Genomic DNA, 23,223 nt, shown 5'->3' with positions numbered 1-23,223 from the left:
CTAAATTGCGGCTACCCCCAGACCTCATGCAGGGTGGAGCGGAATATGCCGTTCAGTTGTTCAACGTCGGGCTGGGCTTGCCGGGCCTGCAACTTGGCGGCCGCTTGCTCGAAATAAGCCAGGCGCTCTTCCAAATACGTGTGGATCGGCTGCAGCTTCGGCTCCATATCAAGCTCATCCCCGGCCTTCTTGCGGGCCAGCAGGTGTTGGATCGTGTCCATTAACTCGCTATTCGCGGGGACCAGGTCCTGAACCAAGTCCTCAAACTCCACCGGCGGCATCGTATCGTATTTCTCGATCCAGCCGCAGGCCAACACCGGCCGCAGGACGTAGAAGTATTTTTTGAGCTTCACCCGTTCCCCTTGCAGGTAACCCCGGAAGTTTCCTTTTGCCATTTGAAGATAGTGGTACATACAGGATTTGGGCGAAAAAGTTAACGGGGAAATCCGGCGAATTTGTTCGGCGGCGGAATATTGCTCCATATATTGTATCGGCGAATGCAGCCATTCCAGCAACGGCGGGTTCGATTTGTGAAACAGAACCAGCGCTTTTTTTAAATCCCAACCGTTGATATCGAGCTGGTCGCTGATCGGGCGCTCGATCACGTCCCGGCCTTCGTAGATCGACAAATACCAATCGGCCGGCCGGATATAGAGGAAGCGAACATCATAATCGCTGTCCCGCGAAGGAAACCCCCAGGCCCTGCTCCCCGATTCGCAGGCGTACAGAATGCGCACCCCTTCTTCCCGTTCAATGTTATGCAGCTCGTTTAGGATCGTTGGATGGAAGTCGGATGGATTGGTCATGGGAGGTCACTCTCCTTACTATTACTGATATGTATGGCCATGGACTTCCTCGTCCATGGCCGTTCTATAGGTACGGTCACCTATTTATTATGTTTGCTCAAAGCGTCCAAATCCAGTGTTGCGACCTGCTCCGTCATGGAGGCGTACCCGTGTATGGATTGGGCGATATAGGACAACACCATGTCGCTCCAGCCGTAAATGTAGAACGTATTGCGGTCCGTCTGCGGGACCAGGGCATGGCGGTACGGGGCGATGTCGACGATAAACGCCTTCACTTCCGGGTTCACCTTGGCCCGGTACTGAGCCAGTACCTGATAAAAAGGACTGCCGCTGTTCTGCTGTTCGTCCGTGATGATGATGATCTGATCCACGCGCTTGCGCTCCTGCAGCAGCTTGCGGACCGGCGCACCGGTATCCGTCCCGCCGCTCGCGCGGATGTGCTCGGCTTGCCCGAGAATGCTGTCCCGCTTCGAAGGTTTCGCGTCGTGGACCTCGTGGTTGAACAGCCAGAACAGCGAGTTCCCCCGCGTCTTCTTATACAGCGCCAAGGCAAAAACCGCGCCGATCTCCAAATACTGTCCTTGCATCGAACCGGAGATATCCAAAAAGATCGCGGTGTTGTCGCCCAGCTCCGGCAGATTGCCGAAGGTCAGATCGGCCGCGTCCCGCAGCGCGTCGCGCAGCTCCGGATGCTCTATTTGGCGGAACGCCGTAGCGAAGCGAAACGGCAGGATGCGCGCTTTGCGCAGCGCCTCCGCGTCGGTCAGCCGCGCGACCACGTAATCCAGATGCCGCTGCTCATCCAGCACGCCCGCCCGGTCTAGCGTGTTCAAATGGCGGAGCAGCGCGAAGGTCGGCATCTGGTACAGCAGCGCCTCCCAGACAGCCTTCGACGGCTTGATCGCGCCGGTCACCGTTTCGTACGGCAGCTTGCCGCGTTCGATCCAGGCGATCTGCTCGTTTTCGCCTTCGGCCTGCTTCAAACGCTCCAGCGCCTCCACCTGCGGCAGCAGGCCAAGGTTGGCCTCCAGCCCGCGCAGGTAGCGGAACAGCGCCTGCTGCTTCAGGTCCGCCGGCTTCGGATGGGCGGTGGCGATCACGTCGCCCAGGCTGTAGCCCCGGCCGCGGCCGTTATACTTCAGCGCCCAATATTCGCTCACCTCGGCGAGGAAGCGGTTCACCTGGCGCTTGACGGCGCGGCCGCCTTCGCCCCGGCCCTGTCCCTTCAGGATCGTCAAGAAGTCGGACAGGTCGGACGGGATACGCACTACCTGGAGGAATATCCCCGCGAACAGGTCCGGACGATAGGCGGACAACACGGCCAGGCCAAACAGCGGCTGCAATCGCATTAGGCCTGCGGTGCGCGCATACACAATCGCTTTTGCCATAAAGGTCGGGTTTGCCGCTGCCATCTCGTGATGCAGTTGCTCCGCATCGCTCAGCAGTTCATTTTGGTCGGCATAAAACGTGTTGCTCATTGTATTGGTCAGCAGGATCTGCAGGTATTGCTCTTCCGCAGATCGCGTATAAGCCGGGTAATGGTCTTTGTTGCGTGTCGTCGGTCGCATGGAACCGAACAGTTTTTGCGCGAAACTCATGGTTAAAACCTCCTGCCCGTTTTCACAAGAAAACGGCAAATCAAAATGGATAACACCGGTGAAGAATTGGTGGAATAGGTCGGTGCAGGAGTCGAACCTGCCATATTGCCCGGATATTCCAATGGTCGCTTTGGATGCGAAGTAACCCATTCCGGCGCCTCACCGGCGTTATGCGGTTTTGGCAAAACGCACGCAAGGGAAACTGCTTTTCGAAAAGGTTGCCTTGTGCCGCTTGGCACAATCGGATACTAATTCCCTAAACTAGTCGAAGTAACCCTTTCTGGCGCCTCGCGTTTGTTTTTGCCCGTTTGGTTAAAGCTCGCTCGAAGAATAAGGCGGACAGGCACATAAACTGCTCTACCCCTGAGCTATTCCGCCAACCGGCGGAAGTTGGATTCGAACCAACGACCAGTCGCTTAACAGGCGAAGTATCCCGTCCAGGCGCCTCGGCGATCTTTAACCTGCCGGCCTTCGCCTTGCGGCGATGACCTTGTGTACCTATCTTCGCTCATATTGTTGCCCGCGAACATGGCGAAAGTATTACGACAGAGAAAAAAATAGCCCCCGTCCCATTTTAAAGAAGTGTGAAAAAACGCTTTTCAACTTCGCTTTTTTATGGGCAGGGGCTATATTTAATGTTTCACTCCATCATTATGGATTGATCTCAACCAAAAGTGGATCGGATGATTTATGTTGATAAAGTTGCTTTACGGCATCCTCAATTTCAGGCTCTTTGATTTCAATGTCGATAATCTCCGTTTGCTTCGAGATAAGAGCCAAAGCCTCCACAATACTAATTTCTTCTTTACGAAAAAGAAATGATTTTTGGAGCCCCTGGTCTTGTAACAACACTAAACGCGGGTCGCTCACGGATATGTCAGGCTGTCCGACTTTTACCACCAGTTGATGCCCGTTGGTAAATCGGTTTTTAAATTGTTTCAGGGTACCGTCGAATATGAGCTTCCCTTGGTCAATCGTGATAATTCGATCACATATGTAATCAATGTCCTTCATATCATGCGTTGTTAAAATAAAGGTCGTATTTTTTTCCTGGTTTACTTGACGAATGAACTCTCTGATTTTGGCCTTTACGGCCACATCCAATCCGATGGTAGGTTCATCAAGATACACGATTTCCGGGTCATGCAATAAAGCAACTACAATTTCGGCGCGCATTCTTTGGCCCAGGCTTAATTGACGGACCGGTGTTTTCAGAAAGGAGGACATTTCCAACAATTCGATATAAAATTCAAAATTTTTGCGGTATTGCCGTTTGTCAATTTTATAAATCATCCTAAATAAATCAAAAGTCTCTTCCATCGGTAAATTCCAATAAAGCTGGGTACGTTGGCCAAAAACTACTCCGATTTTTCTGGCATTTTCCCGGCGATTTTTCCATGGAACCTTTCCTTGAACTCGAATCAAGCCTTCGGTAGGCACCAAAATTCCCGCCAACATTTTAATAGTGGTTGACTTCCCGGCACCGTTTGCCCCAATGTAGCCCACCAGTTCCCCCGATCCAATCGAAAAAGAGATATCATCCACAGCTTTTTTCCATTCGTATTGACGTTTAAGTAGAGAGAGTATGGCAGGGCCTTGATTAGGGGTACGGTTGATTAAGCGGAATGCCTTACTTACATGCTCGACCTCAATTAATGACATGGTTCTCCTCCTATGATCCGGTGCCTTGATAACTTCTGATTCCAACCCTCCAAAACCCGTACGCGAGTGTAAATAACACAAGTCCGACGATGGGGGTCACAAACTGAAATACGGGACTGAAAAAGCCAAAATCCTGTTTTTTTAAAAAGTATTGTGCCGGATAAAAGTTAATAAACGCATACGGTAAAATCAGAGTTAGGAGTATCTGGATAAATCCATGATAAATGGACAACGGATAACGAATGAAGTTTTTCGCCTGAAAAAACAACAACTCTCTAATCCCCCGGCTCTCCGTAAACCAAAATGAAGGGACGGCCGTAATAATAAGCCCCGCTCCTTGAATTAAAGCTCCGCCCAACAAGACAAGCACCAAGTATACGAAGCCTACAAACGTCAGTTCGAGTTGCAGCCGCTGAAAAGCCAGCCCGATCACAAAGATGGATAATATCAAATGGCTTAGGTATCCGGTATTGAATTCGCGGCAGGACAAGTATAAAAAGCTGTTTAATGGCTTTGTCAGTATCTCATCAAAAGTCCCCTCTTTAATCATGAGCGGTAAACCGGAATTAATGCTAAAAAAGAAAAAGCCAGCTAATGCATATGAACACAGATTCAGTCCGTACAAAAATATCACTTGATCCGGAAGCCAACCCTGAATCGTTTGAAATCGGTTGATTACAATCCAAACCAATAGAAACTCCGCCCCATATGAAGCGAACTGTGCAGTGACTCCGATCAAGAAAGCTTTCCGGTATTCCAGGATCCCCCGTAGACGCAGATTTATAAACTTAATATACAAAGATATGTACTGCATGTATATTAACCCCCGTGTACAACTACTTTTTGCTTGGCTCTCCACCAAACAAGCCGTTCAAAGACATATAAGACAATTAGCCACACAAATTGCACAGCTATGATTCCCCATGCATCCCCCCATGTCCTGTTTCCCAAATAAATGGAGATTGGTTCAAAAAAAGTGAGGCGGAAGGGTAAGACCATACTGATATTTTGCAGCCAACCGGGGTAAAACCATAACGGAATAGTCGAACCGGAAAACAACTCGAAAACAGCGCCGACAAAAAACGGAATATACCAGGAAGTTTCCAGCCAAAACACAAACAAAGCAATGATGTACTTGATATAAAAGGAGATAAGGACACCCAAAAGGACGCTTCCCAGAAAGAGGATACACATGTCCATGGATATAGGGATTTCAACGCCATAACACAAAATCCCTATCAGCACCGCGGGCAGCGTAATAAACAGAACTTGAAAAACATTACTGCCCAAATCTTCAGCAAATACATAGTTTTTAAAATTTACCGGCCGTATAAAATCGGCCACGATGGAGCCGTCTTCAACCTTCCGGCCAATCTTTCCGGCAGCCTCGGAACGAGTAAGATTAAACAGAACACTGGAAATAAAAACATAGGTAATCATCTGCCCCACATTAACTGTGTTAGTATTCAATGAGGAACTGCGGTATAGGGCTTGCCAAACATTGACTTGCACAAAAAGAACCATGATACTTGCGATAATGGAAATATAAAAGTCGAATTTATAGGCATATCTGTCTTTAAAAGCAAGTCGGAAGTAGGTTAAGAAAAGAGACATCTCTTTCCCTCCTAAGAAGGTAATCGGATAAGGACAGGGCATAAACAATTGTATTCGATCCTATGTTCATACTTTTCAATATATAAATTTAACGGCAATTTCCCGTCTTCTTGGATTAGTGCTAATTGGGAATTGGGAAGATATAGACGGACTTCCAATGATCCCTCCTCCTCATTCAATCTTATGTCCTCTTCAGTGTCCATTTGTGTTGATGTACCAATATCGATTTCCCGCTCAGTGCATCCAAAAAAAGTTTTTCGGTCGCAGCCGAATTCAAAACTAATGATATCTTTAGCGGAAAGCGCACTGACATGATGAATCATTAGTTTCAGTTCCAACCCTTCCATAATTAAGGTAGCAACTAACGTATAGCTCAGCCGTTTATGATTTGTGCTTTTCTGAATATCCTGTAATGCTGATAACCGACTGGATAAATCGGCTGAATCATTTGTGGCCGCTATTCTCTTATTTATTCTCAGATCAAAATCGTTATCGGCTAATTGTGCGATTACATAACTAAATTTGTCGTTTAGTAAAGTATGCTTTAAATCATCGGGGAAAAACCAGCTATGGAAGTTCCAAAATAGAACTTGCGGAAACCGGTTCATGGAATGGCTCAATAACCGCCTAAACGGATTTACGTTGTATAGAAGTTCAAGCGCGTATCCTGCAAAATCCATAGAATGATGGGCATCGAAAGCTTCGATCAATTCCTTGAGGAGAGACTCGTCATATTCCGGCAAGTCTAGCAGCATTCTTACCTCCAGCAGCTCTACAAGCTTAAAAACCGGAAGTTTATCTATGCGGGTAATATAATCTCTGAAAATATTTGCGCATGCAATCAACACGCTCAAGGTAACATTTGGAGCCAAGATATTATCATCAACAAAAATAGAATTTTTGACGACAGCCTGATAGTCCAACTTCTTCATAAAGCGAAATCCGTTTTGGGTCAAGTCATTATTGTGTTTGACCTGATCGATATCATCCGGGTAAGTAATAACAGGAACTAATTTATGCAGGTCGATATAGAGATTACCCCTGTACAAATCAGCCTCCTCATGCTCTGTTTCCCCCTTGAATTCAACGAAATTGTTTTTCAACAAGCATTGTTTTAAATATTTTGGATTCTCGTATAACAAATCGATATCCATGCTTTTTTTGAGCGGAATGCGGCCATTGCTCGACAAGTGGTTGCTGAAACCCTTGATTACAACGAGCGGAAATGGCAGCTCCTTGCTTAAATCCCGTAAAAAGCTCCAACGACTCTGGAATGTATAATCAATCTCTTTCAGCGTATTGGCTAGATCCTGGTTTATTCCATTTAGTAGCTCCCCGCGGCCCTGTAACTTATCGTAAAAAAAGGAATGGAGCTTATGTGTGTTTACAAAGCGGCGAATCTCCGCAGGAGGATCATTAACAGGATGCACTTTTTCGGAATTGCTGTCAGGGCAGCCTAAAATCCATTCATAAAACAACGAATTTTCCATCGCCAATCTCCTTATTTAAAATAGTCAAACACATAGTCAACGTTTTCTTGCTATGCATTTCCAATGCGCTGAAATAACCGGACCTGCGGGGAAGCTCACCGTTTCTTTTTTCAATCCCAAACTTACCATATCAAAGCCTTTGAAAAGGGCCTCCAGATCCTTTCTTTCCGCGAACCAATGCGGTATTCCCGGATCTGCTCCGATATCGGATACAAATACTTGCTTCTCAATTTCCTCTCCTACTCCAAATTTCCAATCCTCCGTCGACAGAAATGTAGCAAATACCCAGCCCTCTTTGCGCAAAACCCGATACATTTCGTTCACCATTTCTATTACATCTTTGAATCGTCCATGATAAATCGAATTAATGGCCACACAACCGTCTGTAGTCTGATCGGCAAAAGGCAACTCACTGGAATTTATTAAGCAAGTCGTTAAATTAGTTAAATGTCCATAATTGTTCTTAATGCTTTGTAGAGGCTTATCCGCCACATCGATAGCAGTGACCTTAAAACCCAGCTTGGCCAAAGCAATGGAAATTCTGCCAAAGGAACACCCTATATCGATTATATGCTCCTGCGGCTTCCGTATTAGGGGCAAAATTTCGTTTAGCTCCGACGTGTCCCCGCTGTCGATCCAGAGGTTTTGATTGTATATATCCGTCCAGCTCATGATATGACCACACTTTCATCGATTAAATCGGATAAGGAAACCAATATCTCCTTGGTTTTTGCAAAATCTTCAACGGGCAATCGCGTTCTCATCCGTTCAGGCTCTATCAGACATGGGTAAGCATATCCCTCAGGATCAATAGACAAACTATACAGGCCATAATGACACGGGAATTTGGGGCATTCATTGCACAATTCGCGATTGTACTTCTGCTGGCCTGCACCAACCAGATGAATCTCATTCCCTTCATGACGGTGGTACACCAGGATCGGCATTCCCGGACTCTCTAACGTCTCCTTGAAGGGGGACGTTTGGTCTAGGTATTCCTTTATAGGCGCGATATCTACCCGTTGTTTATTGCACGAGGAAAGATCCGTATCAATTTCGAACAGTTTAAGCTGGAGCAGATTCCGATCGCAAAATTGAATAAGTGACTCGGCGTGCGGCAAAGTATCCTGCGTTACTACCGAATGAAGGCGGATAGCGGCCCCCTTCGTTTGAAGATAGCCGATTCCCTCCAGTACGCGGCTTAAGTAATCGGTTCCCGTAATCCGCCTGAATAGATTGGAGTCGATTGTATTTATGTTGACTTTAATTAATGAAATGGGAAGCTCCCATAGAGGCAAGCGCTTAGTGATTAGTGAGCCGTTGGTCGTTAAATGAATGGAATCTCCTACTTTGCTTACGGCATCACCTACGATCTCGCAAATATCTTCCCGCAAGGTAGGCTCTCCTCCAGTAAAATTCACCCGCGAAGGTTGAATATCCGCGAGAACGCGAAATAATGCACCATACCAGCCAGCTGGCAACTCTTGCCGTTTGGATCCTTCATGCCGCCAAGCACCACAATAGTAACAGGAGTAAGTACAACGCCGGGTTAATTCAATGAAAATGGCCGGTTTCATAGGCTGCCTGTTCCTTTCAAATCGTCATACAAGAGAGGGAAGACTTTATTGAAAATTATGTTATGCTTTTCCTCCATTTCTTGAGCTCCATCCACAATATACATGTTCTCCTTCCGGGCAAGCTCATGGAACTTCTCGGAAATGATTTGAACGTTTTGGATGTCCCTCATTAAGGGACTCTTCCCATCGACACGCTGTTGATTTCTTTCATAGCTCATACTTGGAGGCGTGTGCAAAAATATAGCCAAATCGGGCGCCGGAATCGAACTGTACAGCAGACGAACAGTGGCTTCCTCAACCCAAAAACCTCTATATACGATATCGTCATACCAGTACCTGTCCACCACCAGATGGATTCCCTCCGATAAAAGAGGTTTCAGGCACTCGTGGTAAACCTGAAGACACCCTCCGGCAAATACAGAAGTAACTGCCATTGCGTTTTCGCTATTTTGAATCGCTTCCGTATATACAAAGTCATGCATTAGCGGAAATCTGTTTTTCCAATCTATGCACAGCCTGGTAAAAATCACATCGTATTTTTTTAACTCGGTTATTTTTTGCTTTGCTCGTTCCCCATAGTCTTCCGCTTCGAATTGCAGCCCGATGCAGTTTATCCCCATCTGGCTTAATTTTTTTTTCAGAAGCTCCAACTGCGTACTCTTTCCGGCACCGTCGAGTCCGCTGATGCTAATGACTTTTCCCATCATGAGACAAAACCTCCTTTACGGTATAAATTGGACAAGGCGCCAAAGGATCCTCTGCCAGGCGATAATCCTCGCCGTGTACGGTAAGAAGAGCAAGACAGCCCTGCCCTTCGTGAACGCGGCAAACTGGATATGGGAGACGATAGCCGTTACTGATGACTTCAGCTAACAGGCAGCAATTGTATTCCGTCCCGTCACAGTCGTAAAAGCCTCCTTGTCCGCATGCTTCAGGGGCTTCCCCATCGGAAAATCCATATTGCAGATATACTCTGCTATTCAGCCGACCGCATGCCTCCTGGAAGCTATCGACAAAATCCAGCCAATGTTTTTTGAAAATCCTGCTCTCCGCATTCCGCCCTAAAGAAACGGGAAACAGGATTTGAATGGAGTCCACTTTAGGCAGATTATTGATCTGCTGCATGATACTCGCAACATCGGTATCAAACGGATAGACATATACTTGCAACTTGTATCCCAGATTGACCAGTTGAGCGATCGAAGCCATTTCGCATTTTGTTGTTCCATCCAGTGAGATGCTAAAGGTGATGCTCTGATCCGAACGAAGCAAACTGGTTCTTAAATTGCTTAACCGGCTCAAGTTCCGCTTGATTAAGGTTCCATTGGAAACAACATTAACGGAAGCTTCGGAGCGAACAGCCATTTCCATGAAATCAAAAAGCAAAGGATGCAAGAATGGTTCGCCACCGGAAAGGGTGACTCTATCCGGTTTTGTTCTGGTAAGTATATTGCTAAAAGTCTCCGTATCCATCATATGGTTGGATGGTTTCAAGTAACAATAAGCACACTTGATATTGCACTTTCTGGTGATGTTTACCCGAACTTTTTTCACAATTGTTGCTCCCTTTGCTTGATTGATATTTCCTCATAAACATCGATATCGGGATAAAGCACACAAACTGGTATATATTTTCCCTGTTGGCAATCCACCGCTTGACGGGCATACCTTTTAACCATACATCCGCCATTACAAATACTAAGGTGGGTGCAGGCCGTACACGCTTCGGGTAATTCTACTTTTTGACGGGCCCATTCCCAGCTCATACTGGAGAAATAATCGGATAACCGTCTATCCGTAATATGTCCGTAGCAAAAATCCGGGAAATCCATCGCCAAAGAACATGGATAAATAAATCCTTCCGTATCCACAAAACAAATGTTTTTTTCGAGGCTCAAACAACCGCAAAATTTGGAGGACGGCCGCAGAACATCATCTGCAAGTTTCCGTGTCGTTTCAAATCGGATTCTCATGTGATTTAAATTCGGTTGAACCTTCTTCATTCGGGTCATAAAACGTTCCCACTCCAACGGATCCACCGATTTTATCTCGGTGCCTCTGCCGGCTTCGCTATGATACAACAGCCCCAAAATATCAACGCCCATTTGATCGAACAGTGTGGCCAAACCGCCAATCTGATGCATATTTTCCGTAGAGACGGAGCTTAGAATTCCCGTTTGGATTCCATGCTCCACACTGATTTCGACCGACTTTACGGCGCGATTGAACGCTCCTTCCAACTCGACAAATGCATCATGATAATCTGCTAATCCATGTATGCTAAAAAAAACAATATCCACACTTTCCTGTATCCAATGTATGTTTTTGTTGGATATAAATTGTCCATTCGTCGGTACGGCAACAATTAATCCAAGAGATTTGGAGTATTCACAGATTTCACGGATATAAGGATACAAGAACGTCTCCCCGCCTTGCAGGGTAACTCTCTTCACCCCGCTTTCCGAGGCTTCCTTAATGATTTGTTGGGCTAAGGGCAAAGTCATATGGGTGTTTTGTCCAGGTGCGGCATGATAATAGCAATGCCGGCATTTTTGATTACAGTTTCTGGTCAAATGGATGCACAGTTCTCTTAAGGCCATTTTGATCATACTCCATTTCCATGGTTATGATGGAAGTAATGCTTTGGGCTTTCCGATCCAAGTGCAAAGATAATCCCTATGAACCAAATTCAACGGATGGATTACTGGATTTTGAGGGAATTGATGATCTTTTGCCTGCTCTTTGGGACAGAAAGGATCTTTGACAAATAATGAACGCTCCCCTGTAGTATGAAGATGATAAAGATACGACCTAGACGCACACCCTCCTCCACATATCTTATTGATCTCGCAATCGCTGCACCCCTCAATGGCTTCCGGATTCCGGTTCCTTCTGCGAAACGATTGAAATTGGGGAGACAGAATCAATTCGCTCAGGTCATCTTCCAATAAATTTCCTACTTTGAAATCATGCAAATATACACATGGTGAAATCGGGATTTTACCATCCGGTGTAATGGAATGAATTCGAAAGGATTTGCGGCCGCAAGGGCATCTTTTGGATGAGGTGTAGTTGCTTGCTGCTGCCAGCGTAGGTTCGGTTAAATCCAGACTCTCACATAATTCCATAAGCAGTGAAAATCCGGTGTAGTATTGTTCTGCGGTTAAAGCGGTTTTCATGTGTCTTGTTTCGACAGGCTTTATCGGATTTATCCTCACGTTACATCCATAGATTGTACATAATTCCACTAAAGCTCTGATTCTATCCTCCGTGAAATTCCAGTTCATAGCGCACATTACAAGGGTAAATTCTTTATGGTGGTCACGGCATAGTTGAAGCGCTTCCAAAACATCCCGAAAAATATCCGTTCCTCTATTTTGGTTATGCTCTTCCGGATAAGGTGAGTCAATACTAATGTCGACATCGTTCAATAGCAGAAACTCTTCCTTATGATGTTTGGCCAGATACATAGCGGTAATGCCAGAAGTAGTTAAACCAACGTCAATTCCCGACTCCACCAGTTTACGAATGATATAGGGAAGAAGGGTCTTTCGGGGATCGGGCCCATTGGTAAACAGCGGCTCATTACCGCCTAAATTAATCGTTCGGACTCTCAGGCTGGACACTTGCTCTACTACCCGATCAATAATTTCAGTTGTTAAATCCCTGCCTTTTCTGCGAGCGGACATCGAGTAACAATGTTTGCAACGATAAGGGCATTCATTCCCCAAAGTCCAACCGATATTCTCAATTTCTACTTCACATTCCGGTAAATATTCTTTTTCAATAGGTCCTACATTACTTTTATAATGCTCTAAAGGATTGACTCTCACCAATAGATCGGACACACAGCACACTTCCTTTTTTTGGAATTTATGATATATTTTAATTTAGGGAATATTGGCGTTTAAAGATGTAAACAAAATCACAAAAAGTAAATATAATAGAAAAGTTTCCTAAAAAATTCTAACCTTACTATTACATCAAACCACCTGTTCACCAAATACCCATCCCCTGTTACAATTAGGAAATAGCAACTTTGAGGAAACGGGTGGATGGAACAGCTATGGCTAAGGAAAGCTTTGATAAGGAAATCCAGTTTCTGCGCATGCTTGTGCTAGCCAGCGGCGCTTACAGCAGGCAGCAGTTTGCGAAGCGTCTCGGCATCTCCGTGCATACGTTCGACAAGACGATTCGCCGGCTGAAGGAGATCGTCAGCACCATGCATCAGCATTTGCCGGAGGAGCAGGGGAAGGAGCTGGCGGAGGCGATCCGCTTCAATTATTACGAGTCGACCGATCCGATGCTGCTTTTTCTGTTCCGCGCCAAGTCGCTGAAAGAGTCCGAATCGCAACGGATTTCGCTGCTTCTAGCCGCGCTGAACGAGCAGGCGCTGACGGCGATGGAATTGATGAACATCTGCTGCGGCAGTCTCCCGGCGAACGCTTCGCTCCCCGACGAGAAGACGATCCGATCGGACCTGAAATATTTGGAGGAAGTTGGCGTCATCAAGAAGGAATCCGCCTCCCGCCCCTACCGGTACCGGATGGACAACGACTTGGTACGGGAACTGTCGGAGGAGGAACTGTACGATCTGTACGATTTCGTCGACGTGATGGCAAGCACGCAGGTTCCCTCCGTTCAAGGCTACCTGCTTCGTGACGGATTGAAGAAGCATTTGCTGCGAGGGCAGGCCGAGCCGCAGGCGATCGAGCCTTTTTTATATAAGTATCATTATTATTCGCGGATTCTGGACGAGGCGCATTTGTTCACGCTGCTGGACGCCATCCGGCACCGCCGGAAAGTGCGGTTTCTGTATTTTTCGCCTAAAGCCGACAAGAGCTACGCCTCGCAAAATACAAATCCTTTGTTCGAACGGGAAACGGCGGGCAAGGCCGAGCAAACGCTCCCTTTAAAGGTTGTTTACGACCATCAGTATGGGCGCTGGTATCTACTGGGAAACGGCAGAGAAGGCATCCGCAAATACCGTATGGAGGGCATGACGCAAATTGAGGAAACGGATGCGGTTGTGGCTGAGGTTTTATTCGAAGAGAAGACGGCCGAGCTGGAGGAGAAAATGAAATACAGCTGGCTGATCGATACGGGCGCCCCGGTGACCGTGCGGGCAAAGTTCTTTAACCCGGAGCCGGCCGAACCGAATTTTGTCAAAGAACGCGTGCTGCTGCAGGGACAATGGGGGCGGATTGTGTCCGAGGACGAGGAAGCCTTCATCTACGAAATCACGGTGAACGGAACGACCGAAATTAAGCCTTGGCTGCGGAGCTTCGGATCGAGCTGCGAGGTGCTGGAGCCCCGTTATTTTCGCCGGGAAATGATTGCCGAATGGAAGGAGATCCAGGCGTACTATGAACCCGTTTGAGAAAATTTTCAACTATCAGATCATCTCCCGGCTGGACGATGCCGGCACGTTTATGATCACCGCACACGAGCGGGCCTGGCTGAAAAAGATGCTGGAACATCCCGCGGCGGCCGAAGCTTTTACGGCGGAAACCAGGGACAAATTGCTCATGTTCCTGGAAAAAGACCCGGCTATGGACACCTCCGGCCACCTGACCGAAAAGGCCAAAAGCGTGGAGAAGCAGGTGTATCACCCGCTGCTGCGCCCTTTACGCCGCTGTATCGCGGACGGAAGCGGAATTCGCATCACTTATAAAGTAAAAGGAGGCCGGGTTCACGAAGACCATTCCGGGGTGGCTTACAAATTGGAGTATTCCATGGTTAAACGCGAATGGTATTTGCTCTGGTACAACCTGCGGCATCGTGCGCTGATGAGCACCCGGTTGGCGAAAATCGTCGCCGTCGCGGCCGAACCGGCCGCGCCTTCCGCTTTGGAACGGGCGCGCGCCGGAATCAAGCGGACGCTGGAGGCGCGGAAGACGGAAGCGTTGATCGAAGTCGGCCGGGAGTATCATATGGAGCTGTCCCGCATCCTCTACGCCTTCTCGTGTTTCGAGAAGACCGTCGACTATGACGAAGGCCACGGGACGTACCGCATACGGGTATGCTTTTTGGGCGATGAAGCCGAATACCTGCTCTCCAAAATCCGCTTCCTCGGGAAGCGCGTCCGGGTCATCGAAGGCGATTATTTAAAGCGCAGAATGCTGGAGGCCTCCACCAAGGCGTTGGAGAGATATGGCGCCCTCGACACGGCGGAAGATATTCCGGGAGAGTTGTCTTCTTAAAACTACTTCCGCCGATTTTTCGTAAACCGCGTATATGTAATTATGGCCGCAATCATCATAGCGAGGAAGCCGACGTTGCTCGCCCAATCCTTGGTCATCCCCAGCAACATGCAAAGGTTGGTCACAAGGCTGTTCGTCAGCAGCGCGATCAGAATCAAAAAGATCGGCCTCCATAAGTTGTATCCTCTCATGCAACACTCTCCTCCCCGGTTTAGGCAGCGCTTTCACGATAGAACAATTCTGTTACCCATACTTTATCATAAAGCCTCGGCAAAATATATTCTCAAATGATAGGTTCCGTATATACAAAGTCATGCATTAGCGGAAGCTGATGCTTATGATTTTTCCACTCACCCGCGAAACCTCCTTCATATGATTGTTGAGCAACAGATTAATATCCACTATAACCGTACTACGGGCCGGACTCTATAAAGATTCGTACAGTCCGCGTTAATCAACCTGCGGATCGGGCGAAACAATCCCCCGCAGCAAAAGATCCACCATCTGCACCAACGCTTTTTCCAGAGGGAGTTCGGTGTTTCTGTCCGTTGGATCGTCCATTAAGCGGTACAAAGCCCCGATGTAGATCTGAATAAAGATTTCGATATCGAACGGACGCAAAACTCCCTCTGTCATTCCCGCTTTGACGAGCGATCGAATGTGGTCCCAACTCGTCGTCACGTACTTGTCGATTTCCCTCCACTGCTCGGGGTATCTTTTCCTAAGCTCTTGAAGAATTCTGATATCGGTGAAAAGGAACCGCTGCGGCAGGACGACCAATGCTTTTCGAAGCTTCTGCAACGTATTCAAAGTCCCGTCGGCCATGATAGCGGCTTCCGCTTCTTTCATTTCAGCGACCGCCCGTTCGACGATATGCTCAATGATCCGTTCTTTGGATTCGAAATATTGATAAAGGGTTTTCGTGCTCACGCCCAAACCGGCCGCCAGGTCCCGAATCGTAAATTTAAATCCCCGCTGCAAAATTTCTTGTTCCGCAGCCTGGATGATTCTTTCTTTCATGATAGGCTCCCTCCTTAGAATAATGACGGCTTCTCGCTTTTCATCAGCCCCGGCAAATAAAACAGCGGATATAACAGAAGGAACAAATTAGGAATCCACCACCCGATGTCAAAGTCCCCGCGAATCGCCCAAAACGCGATCGCCTGCAGCCCCGAACAAAAGGTCAGGCTTAACGAAACGATACAAAACGGGGCCCACAACCGCTCCCCCCGCCGATACAATAAAATGCTGGTCAACCCCGTCACGGAGATCAGGATATCCAAAGGGATAAAAGACATATTCCACGCCACCGCGATTTCGTTGGTGTAGTCCTTGTACAGCATCTCTTTAGGCAGCAGCCCAAGGAAAGTGATCATCCAATATAAAAGAAAGCCAATATCCGTGATCAGCATAAGTACTTTCAGTGATTTCTTCACCCCACGCACCCCTTCAAACTCAAGAATGACGGAAAATATATAAACTATTTTGTTTTCCTTGGTTTCCATAGTACATGATTTCTCCCTTCCTGTTCAACCCGGTTTTGATCTGTTTTAAGCCGAATGGGGGGAAGTTGGCTTTGTCATTGACATGTCTGGTGGCCCAGCCTTTATAATCATAGGGTTATATGAAAGGGGATTTCGCTATGTGGTTTATGTTTGCATTACTTACTGCGTTCGCCTGGGGCGGTGCGGACCTGTTTTATAAAAAAGGCAGCGACAGCCATGACCGGTTCAGCCATATTAAAATCGTCATTATGGTTGGCCTGGTGATGGGGATTCACGGCACGGCTTACCTGCTGATCAAAGGGCTGCACTTCGATCCCGCCGACATGATCCGGTATTTACCGGTGTCTGCGCTGTATATCCTGTCGATGGCGATCGGCTATTTTGGCCTTAGATACATTGAGCTGTCGATTTCCTCGCCTGTGCAAAACTCTTCCGGCGCCATCACGGCCATTTTGCTGTACCTGTTTTTTCCCCATGACCTCGGCGTCTTTGAAGTGATGGGGGTGGCGATCATTACCTGCGGTGTGGTTGGCCTGGCCGTGCTGGAAAAAAGAGCGGAACGCCAAGCTCTACGGTCCAGCTTCACGAAGGTCGACGTCAAATACCAAATCGGCGTAATGGCGATTACGTTCCCGATCCTTTACTGTATCCTCGACGGGCTCGGCACCTTTGCCGACGGGATTTATCTGGACGAGCTCAAGCTGATCGGTGAAGACGCCGCCCTGCTCGCCTATGAGTTTACCTTTTTTATTTGCGCCGTGATCGCCTATGCTTATCTTGTTTTTGTCAAAAAGCAGCGGTTTAACCTTTTCCGCGAGCGCGTCAAAGGGTATGCCGCCATCTTCGAAACGACCGGACAGTTCTTCTACGTGTTCGCCATGTCCGGCAACGCCATCATCTCAGCGCCGCTGATCGCTTCCTACAGTATTTTTTCCGTGATTCTGTCGCGGATTTTCCTCAAGGAGCGGCTTGGCAGGCTGCAGTACGGGGTGATCGTCCTGGTGATGATCGGAATCGCGCTGTTGGGGTTGGCGGATGAGCTGTAAAAAGGGTGCGGTCAGACCTTAGCGGAAAGAGCCTTAGGGGTAAGGGCCTTAGCGGTAATTTTTACCGCTATTTTGCTGTTTCGGCGCTTTGCCCGAGAATAACGGACATTTATGTCGCTATTCCCCGGGATCGCCCAGGAAACCGGCCCTTTTGCCGCCTTCGCAGGACAATAACGCCATAAAATGTCTCTATTTCAGCTGGATCGCTTGATGCGGCAAGGATAACGACCTTTTTTTCCGCTATTTCCAGCGGACCACACACAAAAAAGGCCTGGCGCGCATGGCGCCAAGCCGGTGACGGCGCGGAGGCAGGCAGGTTATAGCAGCAACGCCCGTCTCCAGCGCCAAAACCTATATCAAGCCAGCTTCTGCCCGCAGTTCGGACAAAAGTTCGCGCCTTCGTTTTTCGTGCCGCAGTTTGGGCAGAAGTTGGGGCGTTTGGCGCCTTCCGGCGCGGATGGGGCGGGCGGCGCAGATGGTGCAGATGGAGCCTCGGATGGGGCGGATGGAGCCGCCGATTCCGAACTCTTCCCGGCCGCAGACGGCGCCGATGATTCCGCATGTTGCTCGGCTGCCTGCTTCGGACTCGGATTCCCCGCTTGATTTTGGTTCTGATTTTGGTTCATATTTTTCAGCATTTCGTTCGCCATGTTCATCCCCATCATCATGCTCGCCATATCCGCAGCGGCCCCGCCGCCCTGCACTTTGCCGGAAGCGATGCCGTCCGTCATGCTGACCTGCTGGTATTTGGAGAGATTCCCGATCATTTCATGCGACGCCGTTTTGGTGATCATATCCTGGATTTCTTTTGGATAATTGAAGCTCATCACTTGAAAGCCTGTAATTGTAAACCCGTCGTCCATCACCTGCATATCGAGATCCTCGCGGATGCCCCTCGCGATGTCCGCGGCGTTGGCCTGCAGATTAAACATATCCTTGCCTTCCCGGCTAATCCACTTCATCAGCAGTTGGTCCAGCACGGACGTAATCCGCAGCTTCACATCGTCCACAAGATAGCTTGGCTTGATCCCGGCAATCTTGTCGATCAGCGTCACGTAGTCATTTACCTTGAAGTTGAACGTGCCGTTGGCGCGAATCGGCATGCCGCCCGGCAGCTGAGGCGTCGGGATGAGAACCGGATTTTGCGTTCCCCATTTCACGGTGAATTCCTTCGTGTTGACGAAAAGCACCTCGACCCGCATGCCGCTGTTGAAGCCGAACTTAAACCCTTTTAACGTCGACAAAAAAGGAACGATATCCGATTCGATATTAAATTCCCCTTCATCCTTAAAGATCCCTTCGATCTTGCCGTTGTTGATGAAAATAGCGTCCTGGCCGGAGCGGATGATCAGTTTGCTTCCTTTTTTGATCTCGCGGTTGCTCCACTTCCAGAAAATCATGTCGTCTCTGAACTCTTCCCATTCCACTACGTTCGCAAATTGGTTTCTAAAGAATCCCATCGTTGTCCCTCATCCCTTTCGTTAAAATGATCCCCGGCTGCCGCTGTGCGAATGCCCGCCGCCAGTCCGTCCGCCTCCACCTCCGCCGCTTGAACTGCTGCTCTTCTGGATTTTCCGTTTCGTGACCGTCGTGCGGATGAACCGGTCCTGCCGCTGCAGAACGCCTGAAGTTCCGGCGTCCTCATAGGTTCTGCCACTCACCGTCACCCGGCCGCCGGAGCGGTAAGCCATGATGCCGACGGCAATGCCGCCGATCGCCAACGCTCCGCCCAGTTGGAACCAGAGGTTGAACAAAATATTGTCCGGGTTGACGCCAGGTTCGTATCCCATATACCGGTTTGCCGTTTTTATATACTTCTCGAAAGCCCGGCGATAATCGCCTTCCGTCATATCGGGCGTGATTTTGTTCCTAATCTTATCCAACCTCGCATCATCGAGGTATTGCTCGGCTTTATAAAATCCCGCCAAATAAATGTCGCGATTTCGCATGTCCAGCGTTAGGATAACGGCATTGCCGAAAGGCTTATCGTAACCCGGTGCCTGTTCGTCGTAAAAATCCTCGGTCATTTTGACGACGTCCTCATTTTCCGGATTATCGGTCGTGATGATCATAATATCGGTCTCGCGTTCGGCCCCGTATTCGATGGCCATGGTGTTCAGCTCATCGTAATCGGCTTGGCTCAGCAGATGGGCATCGTCATAAATTAAAGTTTTAGGCTCCGCTGCCGCTGCGGCCCTTATGGCCGGTGCAGGCACCATGAGGCAGAAGGCGGTCAGCAAGCAGACCGTTATAAGCCAAAAGCGCTTTTTCATAGGAATCCGCCTCCCATCATCCATGCCACGATTTTTAACGACAGGAAGGAGATTCCGAAAATCCCGGCAAACCACGCCGCCACCTTTGCTTTGCTGATCGGCGGCTTGCCGACCACCTTGCCTGTCTGGCCGTTCATAGCGAAAGTGTACTGCTTCCGGTTATAGTCGTAATACACCATCCAGACCGGCAGCAGCACGTAATCCGCCCGTTTTACCGTCGTATCGATTTGTTTGTCCGTATAGCTTACCGTGGCATACCCGGAAACCGTTGAAGATATATAAGAGTCGATATAAGGCCGCGTTTTCTCTTGGGCACGGGGGGTGAGCTCCGCATCGGTGTAGCTGTATTTTTCGGCAATGTATCCGGCAAGATAAGGCGTCTTGAAGGCTTTGAGCTGTTCGTAAGGAAAAGGCTCCAGCTTATCCATCAGCTCATCGTTCATTTTCGCCGAAGCGTCGATCGGCAGCCGGACATAATCAAGGCGGATTTTCCGGTAAATCTCGAAATGGTCCGTTTCCGTATATTGATATTCGCCGCGCGTGTAGCTTCTCACCTTCGTCCCGTGGCCTTGGACCTCGATCCGGTTATGTAAATCATACAGCCAGAACGGCACGTAGATCCCCGTAATACCCTGGATGCGGTCCGCGGTCATGAAGCCTCTCGGCGTGAGCAGTCCTTTTCCGCACCATTTCTTAAATGCGGCCATCGCTTCTTCCTTGCTGATCGTAAAAGGGATCACCTGCGCCGGAGCCAGTTTGCCCGTCAGGCGATCGCTCAGCACCACGGCGGAGCCGCAGAAGCTGCAGGTCGTCGCGCTGGTCTCCGGCTCGGTGACGATGACGGCGCCGCAGCTTTCGCAGTGGTACTCCCTCACCTCATCTTCCGTGAACACCTGCTGCTTCAGCGGATCGGGGATTTGCTCGATCTCGTCCTTTCTGCCGCAGCTCGGACAGGCCAGCGTACCCGTCTCGCTATCAAACATCATGCCGCTGCCGCAGTTCGGACATTTGTATTCAATCACCGGCATTGGCGTCTTTACCTTTCTCCAATTGCGCGATAAGTTCATCCAGATCGTCTTTCCGCGCGCCGTCCCGCAGCTCGGCAAGAGCCTCCGCTTCATTCAAGGCGCGGTCGACCTGCTCTTCCGCCGCACGGAATGCGGCTTCCACCCCGCCGGCGGACGCACTCGCATGGGTCTGTTGCAGCCGCCCCGCTTCCGCGAGCTTGGTTTTTAGCGTGGTGCGCCGCGTTTCCAGCTCGCTTAGATCGGCGGCCAGCTTATCCTGCATCTGCTTCATTTGGGCGGCGTTGGCGGCGGATTGCTCATAAGCGGCTTGTAATTCGCCGAGCCGTTCCGCCTGCTGCGCTTTTTGCTCCAGGAACTTAAGCGCCCGCTCCTCGTCTCCCGACTCCACGGCCTTCTCCGCATACCGCTGCAGCTTCCGGACCTCCCCGGCGCATTCGTCAAACGCCCGTTTCGCCCGGCTTTCTTCCGTCTGCACCGCGGCCGTCTCCGCCTTCACCTGGCCCAAATCGCGATGCATTTGGCGCATGTATTCATCAATCGTTTTCTCCGGGTCCTCCGCCCGTTCCAGCAAACCGCCGATATTCACTCTCATCACATCCCGAAACCTCGACAAGATTCCCATACCCTGTTCCTCCCTCGATCGATCTATATGTACTATAATACATGAAAAGCGGGCCATTGGTTTCAAAGTGGCCAACGGGAAAAAATGTCCAAAACAAAAAAAGACGCCTCCCTCGCGGGATTTGTCCTGATTTGCGCCGGGAAGCAGCGTTCTGTTAAAGTATTAAATCGCCGACTAACGAACAGGGGATATGCCAAATCCAACGAACTGCAAAAGTACAGGTGAATTTCGTCGAAATCCCCCGAAACGGGCGGTTCAAATGCAAAAGTGCAGGCTATTTTCGCCATTTTGATCAAATTCGCTGCTAACCTCCATTTTCAAATGCACATTTGCATCTCATCGCTCTCATAGCCCGAATTCAGCCTACTTCAACTGCACTTTTGCACTTGATTCAGTCTCGCTGGCGTTTTTTCATACAAAACTGAGAGGAATATGCAAAGGATCGATCTAATCAGCCCATGAGAGCTCGTTTTATGCAATTCGTTTAGCACCTATTCTCTCTTGGCCCCACGCTTGGTACTATTCTATGAAATTAATAAGCAGCGCCTCTGCCCGCGCCTCCTCCTTGTCTGAGAGCCATACTTTGATCGCAGGATCGGTATCCCCGGATTTCCCCAAAGTCGCTTTCAACTCCGGCCATTTCTCTTCTTCATACCGGTTAATGACCTGATTTCCATCGGAGCGAATATGTCTGATGAAAATTTTCGTCGAGGCATCCACTTGAATATGGGCATCCCCCACTTCCACTTCTTCTTCCTTTTCCGCTTCCGCCGGCGCAGCCGTGAGCATAACCTTAGAGTTCGGGCTTACCGTGATCCCTTCCGTTCCCACGCCCGCCAGTTTCCCGAACAGATCTGCCTTAGCCTCATCCCATCCCGCCAGGATTTCCGCATTCTCATCAACGTACTCAACCTCCGAATCGGTAAACGGCAATAACCCCGGATCAACCCAAGCGACGGCCGCGAATCCGCAAATTCCCATAAGCAAATAAGCGCCTGCCATAGCCCTCAGCAGCGCGTTTCCGGAGCGTGTCATCTTACGCAGTTGCACAACAAGACCTATACCGATGATCCCTCCTGTCACATTAAGCAAAATATCATCGATATCGCTGCTGCCCAAAGCCAGGATATACTGAATGACTTCCAACGAAAAAGAGATAGCCAGCAGCCAGAGGAGCTGAAGCCGCAAAGGTTTCCGCCCTGCCATAAAAGCCGCGAACATCCCCAACGGAATAAAAATGGCGATGTTTCCGCCGATATTCGCGAGCACCCTGTCGAATTCAATGGCGTCACTCGTGAAATATTCCATAATCGTTCGAAAAGGAATCACATTCAAGCTTCTAAATGGTAAAAAATTGCCCCGAAGCATCGCCGACAAAGGGATGGTTTTGAACAATATGATTTTGAGCATGAACACGGTGTAAACCGTAAACATCAAATAGAATACGCCAAGCAGGATCCTGCCTGCACTCCCCGTTTCACCCAGTTCAGCATGCAGTTTTTTCTCCCCTTGGGACTCCATGCGCCATCACACCTTTCGGAAATTCATTTACTAGCAAAAAAAACGTTTACTTGGGCCAATCAGTTACACTTGTTCATTTTCCGCTTCTTTCATGAGCCGAAGCACCGAGTACTTCGGCTCTTTCCAATATCTATAGACGCCGCTCTAACGGACTCCAGCGATCTTATCCGCCCATTTCCCGGGTATTTCCCAGTCTAACGGACCCACACGACTCTATTTGGCTCAAAACCAGTTCATCCAGGCCGATTTGAGGTAAATAAGGTCGTCTGTGTCCGTTA

The 23,223-nt window shown here is 48.9% G+C and carries 23 protein-coding genes and 1 tRNA gene; 3 read left to right on the top strand and 21 right to left on the bottom strand.

The window, feature by feature from the left end:
- Positions 1-11: 11 nt before the first annotated feature.
- From EHV15_RS11015 to EHV15_RS10960, 13 genes are all read right to left on the bottom strand, one after another.
- Positions 12-806 (bottom strand): nucleotidyltransferase domain-containing protein, encoded by a 795-nt coding sequence (locus tag EHV15_RS11015; RefSeq protein ID WP_128631237.1) that lies wholly within the window; start codon positions 804-806, stop codon positions 12-14.
- Between the two features lie 80 nt (positions 807-886).
- Positions 887-2,404, bottom strand: coding sequence for a TROVE domain-containing protein (locus EHV15_RS11010; protein WP_128631236.1), 1,518 nt, complete (start codon positions 2,402-2,404; stop codon positions 887-889).
- Positions 2,405-2,785: 381 nt separating this feature from the next.
- Positions 2,786-2,880, bottom strand: a tRNA-Ser gene (locus EHV15_RS36450).
- A 175-nt stretch (positions 2,881-3,055) separates the two neighbouring features.
- Positions 3,056-4,066 carry an ABC transporter ATP-binding protein gene (locus EHV15_RS11005; RefSeq protein WP_128631235.1) on the bottom strand — a complete coding sequence of 337 codons (1,011 nt, stop codon included), beginning with the start codon at positions 4,064-4,066 and terminating at the stop codon, positions 3,056-3,058.
- A 10-nt stretch (positions 4,067-4,076) separates the two neighbouring features.
- On the bottom strand, positions 4,077-4,805 hold the full coding sequence (locus EHV15_RS11000) for an ABC transporter permease (protein ID WP_218571221.1): 729 nt from the start codon (positions 4,803-4,805) through the stop codon (positions 4,077-4,079).
- 80 nt (positions 4,806-4,885) lie between these two features.
- Entirely contained in the window at positions 4,886-5,680 is a 795-nt protein-coding gene (locus tag EHV15_RS10995; protein ID WP_178075819.1) for an ABC transporter permease, read from the bottom strand.
- An 11-nt stretch (positions 5,681-5,691) separates the two neighbouring features.
- Entirely contained in the window at positions 5,692-7,170 is a 1,479-nt protein-coding gene (locus EHV15_RS10990) for a hypothetical protein (RefSeq protein WP_128631232.1), read from the bottom strand.
- A gap of 36 nt (positions 7,171-7,206) precedes the next feature.
- Entirely contained in the window at positions 7,207-7,842 is a 636-nt protein-coding gene (locus tag EHV15_RS10985) for a class I SAM-dependent methyltransferase (RefSeq protein ID WP_128631231.1), read from the bottom strand.
- The gene (locus tag EHV15_RS10980) at positions 7,839-8,747 is read right to left on the bottom strand and encodes a radical SAM protein (RefSeq protein WP_128631230.1); all 909 of its coding nucleotides are present in this window, start codon (positions 8,745-8,747) and stop codon (positions 7,839-7,841) included. Before EHV15_RS10980 ends, EHV15_RS10985 begins: the two co-directional genes overlap by 4 nt.
- On the bottom strand, positions 8,744-9,454 hold the full coding sequence (locus EHV15_RS10975; RefSeq protein ID WP_128631229.1) for a dTMP kinase: 711 nt from the start codon (positions 9,452-9,454) through the stop codon (positions 8,744-8,746). Before EHV15_RS10975 ends, EHV15_RS10980 begins: the two co-directional genes overlap by 4 nt.
- Positions 9,435-10,301 (bottom strand): radical SAM protein, encoded by an 867-nt coding sequence (locus EHV15_RS10970; protein ID WP_178075818.1) that lies wholly within the window; start codon positions 10,299-10,301, stop codon positions 9,435-9,437. The genes EHV15_RS10975 and EHV15_RS10970 overlap by 20 nt, the downstream gene beginning before the upstream one ends.
- Positions 10,298-11,347 carry a radical SAM/SPASM domain-containing protein gene (locus EHV15_RS10965; protein ID WP_178075817.1) on the bottom strand — a complete coding sequence of 350 codons (1,050 nt, stop codon included), beginning with the start codon at positions 11,345-11,347 and terminating at the stop codon, positions 10,298-10,300. The genes EHV15_RS10970 and EHV15_RS10965 overlap by 4 nt, the downstream gene beginning before the upstream one ends.
- Positions 11,348-11,371: 24 nt before the next feature.
- A complete protein-coding gene (locus tag EHV15_RS10960; RefSeq protein ID WP_128631226.1) occupies positions 11,372-12,595 on the bottom strand; it encodes a radical SAM/SPASM domain-containing protein in 1,224 nt (407 codons plus the stop codon).
- Positions 12,596-12,813: 218 nt separating this feature from the next.
- Here EHV15_RS10960 and EHV15_RS10955 point away from each other — a divergent pair, with 218 nt between their 5' ends.
- On the top strand, positions 12,814-14,127 hold the full coding sequence (locus tag EHV15_RS10955; protein ID WP_128631225.1) for a helix-turn-helix transcriptional regulator: 1,314 nt from the start codon (positions 12,814-12,816) through the stop codon (positions 14,125-14,127).
- Positions 14,114-14,950 (top strand): WYL domain-containing protein, encoded by an 837-nt coding sequence (locus tag EHV15_RS10950; protein ID WP_128631224.1) that lies wholly within the window; start codon positions 14,114-14,116, stop codon positions 14,948-14,950. The genes EHV15_RS10955 and EHV15_RS10950 overlap by 14 nt, the downstream gene beginning before the upstream one ends.
- Before the next feature lie 2 nt (positions 14,951-14,952).
- Here EHV15_RS10950 and EHV15_RS10945 read toward each other — a convergent pair whose 3' ends face one another.
- The 3 genes from EHV15_RS10945 to EHV15_RS10935 all read right to left on the bottom strand — a co-directional run bounded on the left by EHV15_RS10945 (position 14,953) and on the right by EHV15_RS10935 (position 16,386).
- On the bottom strand, positions 14,953-15,141 hold the full coding sequence (locus EHV15_RS10945; RefSeq protein WP_128631223.1) for a hypothetical protein: 189 nt from the start codon (positions 15,139-15,141) through the stop codon (positions 14,953-14,955).
- Positions 15,142-15,400: 259 nt separating this feature from the next.
- Entirely contained in the window at positions 15,401-15,970 is a 570-nt protein-coding gene (locus tag EHV15_RS10940) for a TetR/AcrR family transcriptional regulator (RefSeq protein WP_128631222.1), read from the bottom strand.
- 14 nt (positions 15,971-15,984) lie between these two features.
- On the bottom strand, positions 15,985-16,386 hold the full coding sequence (locus tag EHV15_RS10935; RefSeq protein ID WP_128631221.1) for a DUF5360 family protein: 402 nt from the start codon (positions 16,384-16,386) through the stop codon (positions 15,985-15,987).
- 206 nt (positions 16,387-16,592) lie between these two features.
- Between EHV15_RS10935 and EHV15_RS10930 the strand changes: the two genes are divergently transcribed.
- On the top strand, positions 16,593-17,501 hold the full coding sequence (locus EHV15_RS10930; RefSeq protein ID WP_128631220.1) for an EamA family transporter: 909 nt from the start codon (positions 16,593-16,595) through the stop codon (positions 17,499-17,501).
- Between the two features lie 356 nt (positions 17,502-17,857).
- Here the strand turns inward: EHV15_RS10930 and EHV15_RS10925 are convergent, their stop codons facing one another.
- The 5 genes from EHV15_RS10925 to EHV15_RS10905 form a co-directional block, all read right to left on the bottom strand.
- Entirely contained in the window at positions 17,858-18,961 is a 1,104-nt protein-coding gene (locus EHV15_RS10925; RefSeq protein WP_128631219.1) for an SPFH domain-containing protein, read from the bottom strand.
- Between the two features lie 21 nt (positions 18,962-18,982).
- Positions 18,983-19,774, bottom strand: a complete 792-nt coding sequence (locus EHV15_RS10920; RefSeq protein ID WP_128631218.1) for a TPM domain-containing protein — start codon at positions 19,772-19,774, stop codon at positions 18,983-18,985.
- Positions 19,771-20,802, bottom strand: coding sequence for a TFIIB-type zinc ribbon-containing protein (locus tag EHV15_RS10915; protein ID WP_128631217.1), 1,032 nt, complete (start codon positions 20,800-20,802; stop codon positions 19,771-19,773). The genes EHV15_RS10920 and EHV15_RS10915 overlap by 4 nt, the downstream gene beginning before the upstream one ends.
- Positions 20,789-21,424, bottom strand: a complete 636-nt coding sequence (locus EHV15_RS10910) for a PspA/IM30 family protein (protein ID WP_128631216.1) — start codon at positions 21,422-21,424, stop codon at positions 20,789-20,791. Before EHV15_RS10910 ends, EHV15_RS10915 begins: the two co-directional genes overlap by 14 nt.
- 519 nt (positions 21,425-21,943) lie before the next feature.
- Complete coding sequence (locus EHV15_RS10905) at positions 21,944-22,945, bottom strand: VanZ family protein (RefSeq protein ID WP_128631215.1); 1,002 nt, start codon at positions 22,943-22,945, stop codon at positions 21,944-21,946.
- Positions 22,946-23,223 lie beyond the last annotated feature (278 nt).

The organism is Paenibacillus oralis (assembly GCF_003863965.1).
In the GTDB taxonomy this organism is placed as follows: Bacteria; Bacillota; Bacilli; order Paenibacillales; family Paenibacillaceae; genus Fontibacillus; species Fontibacillus oralis.
The sequence above is the reverse complement of the archived record's forward strand: the minus strand, read 5'-3'. Positions and strand labels throughout refer to the sequence as shown.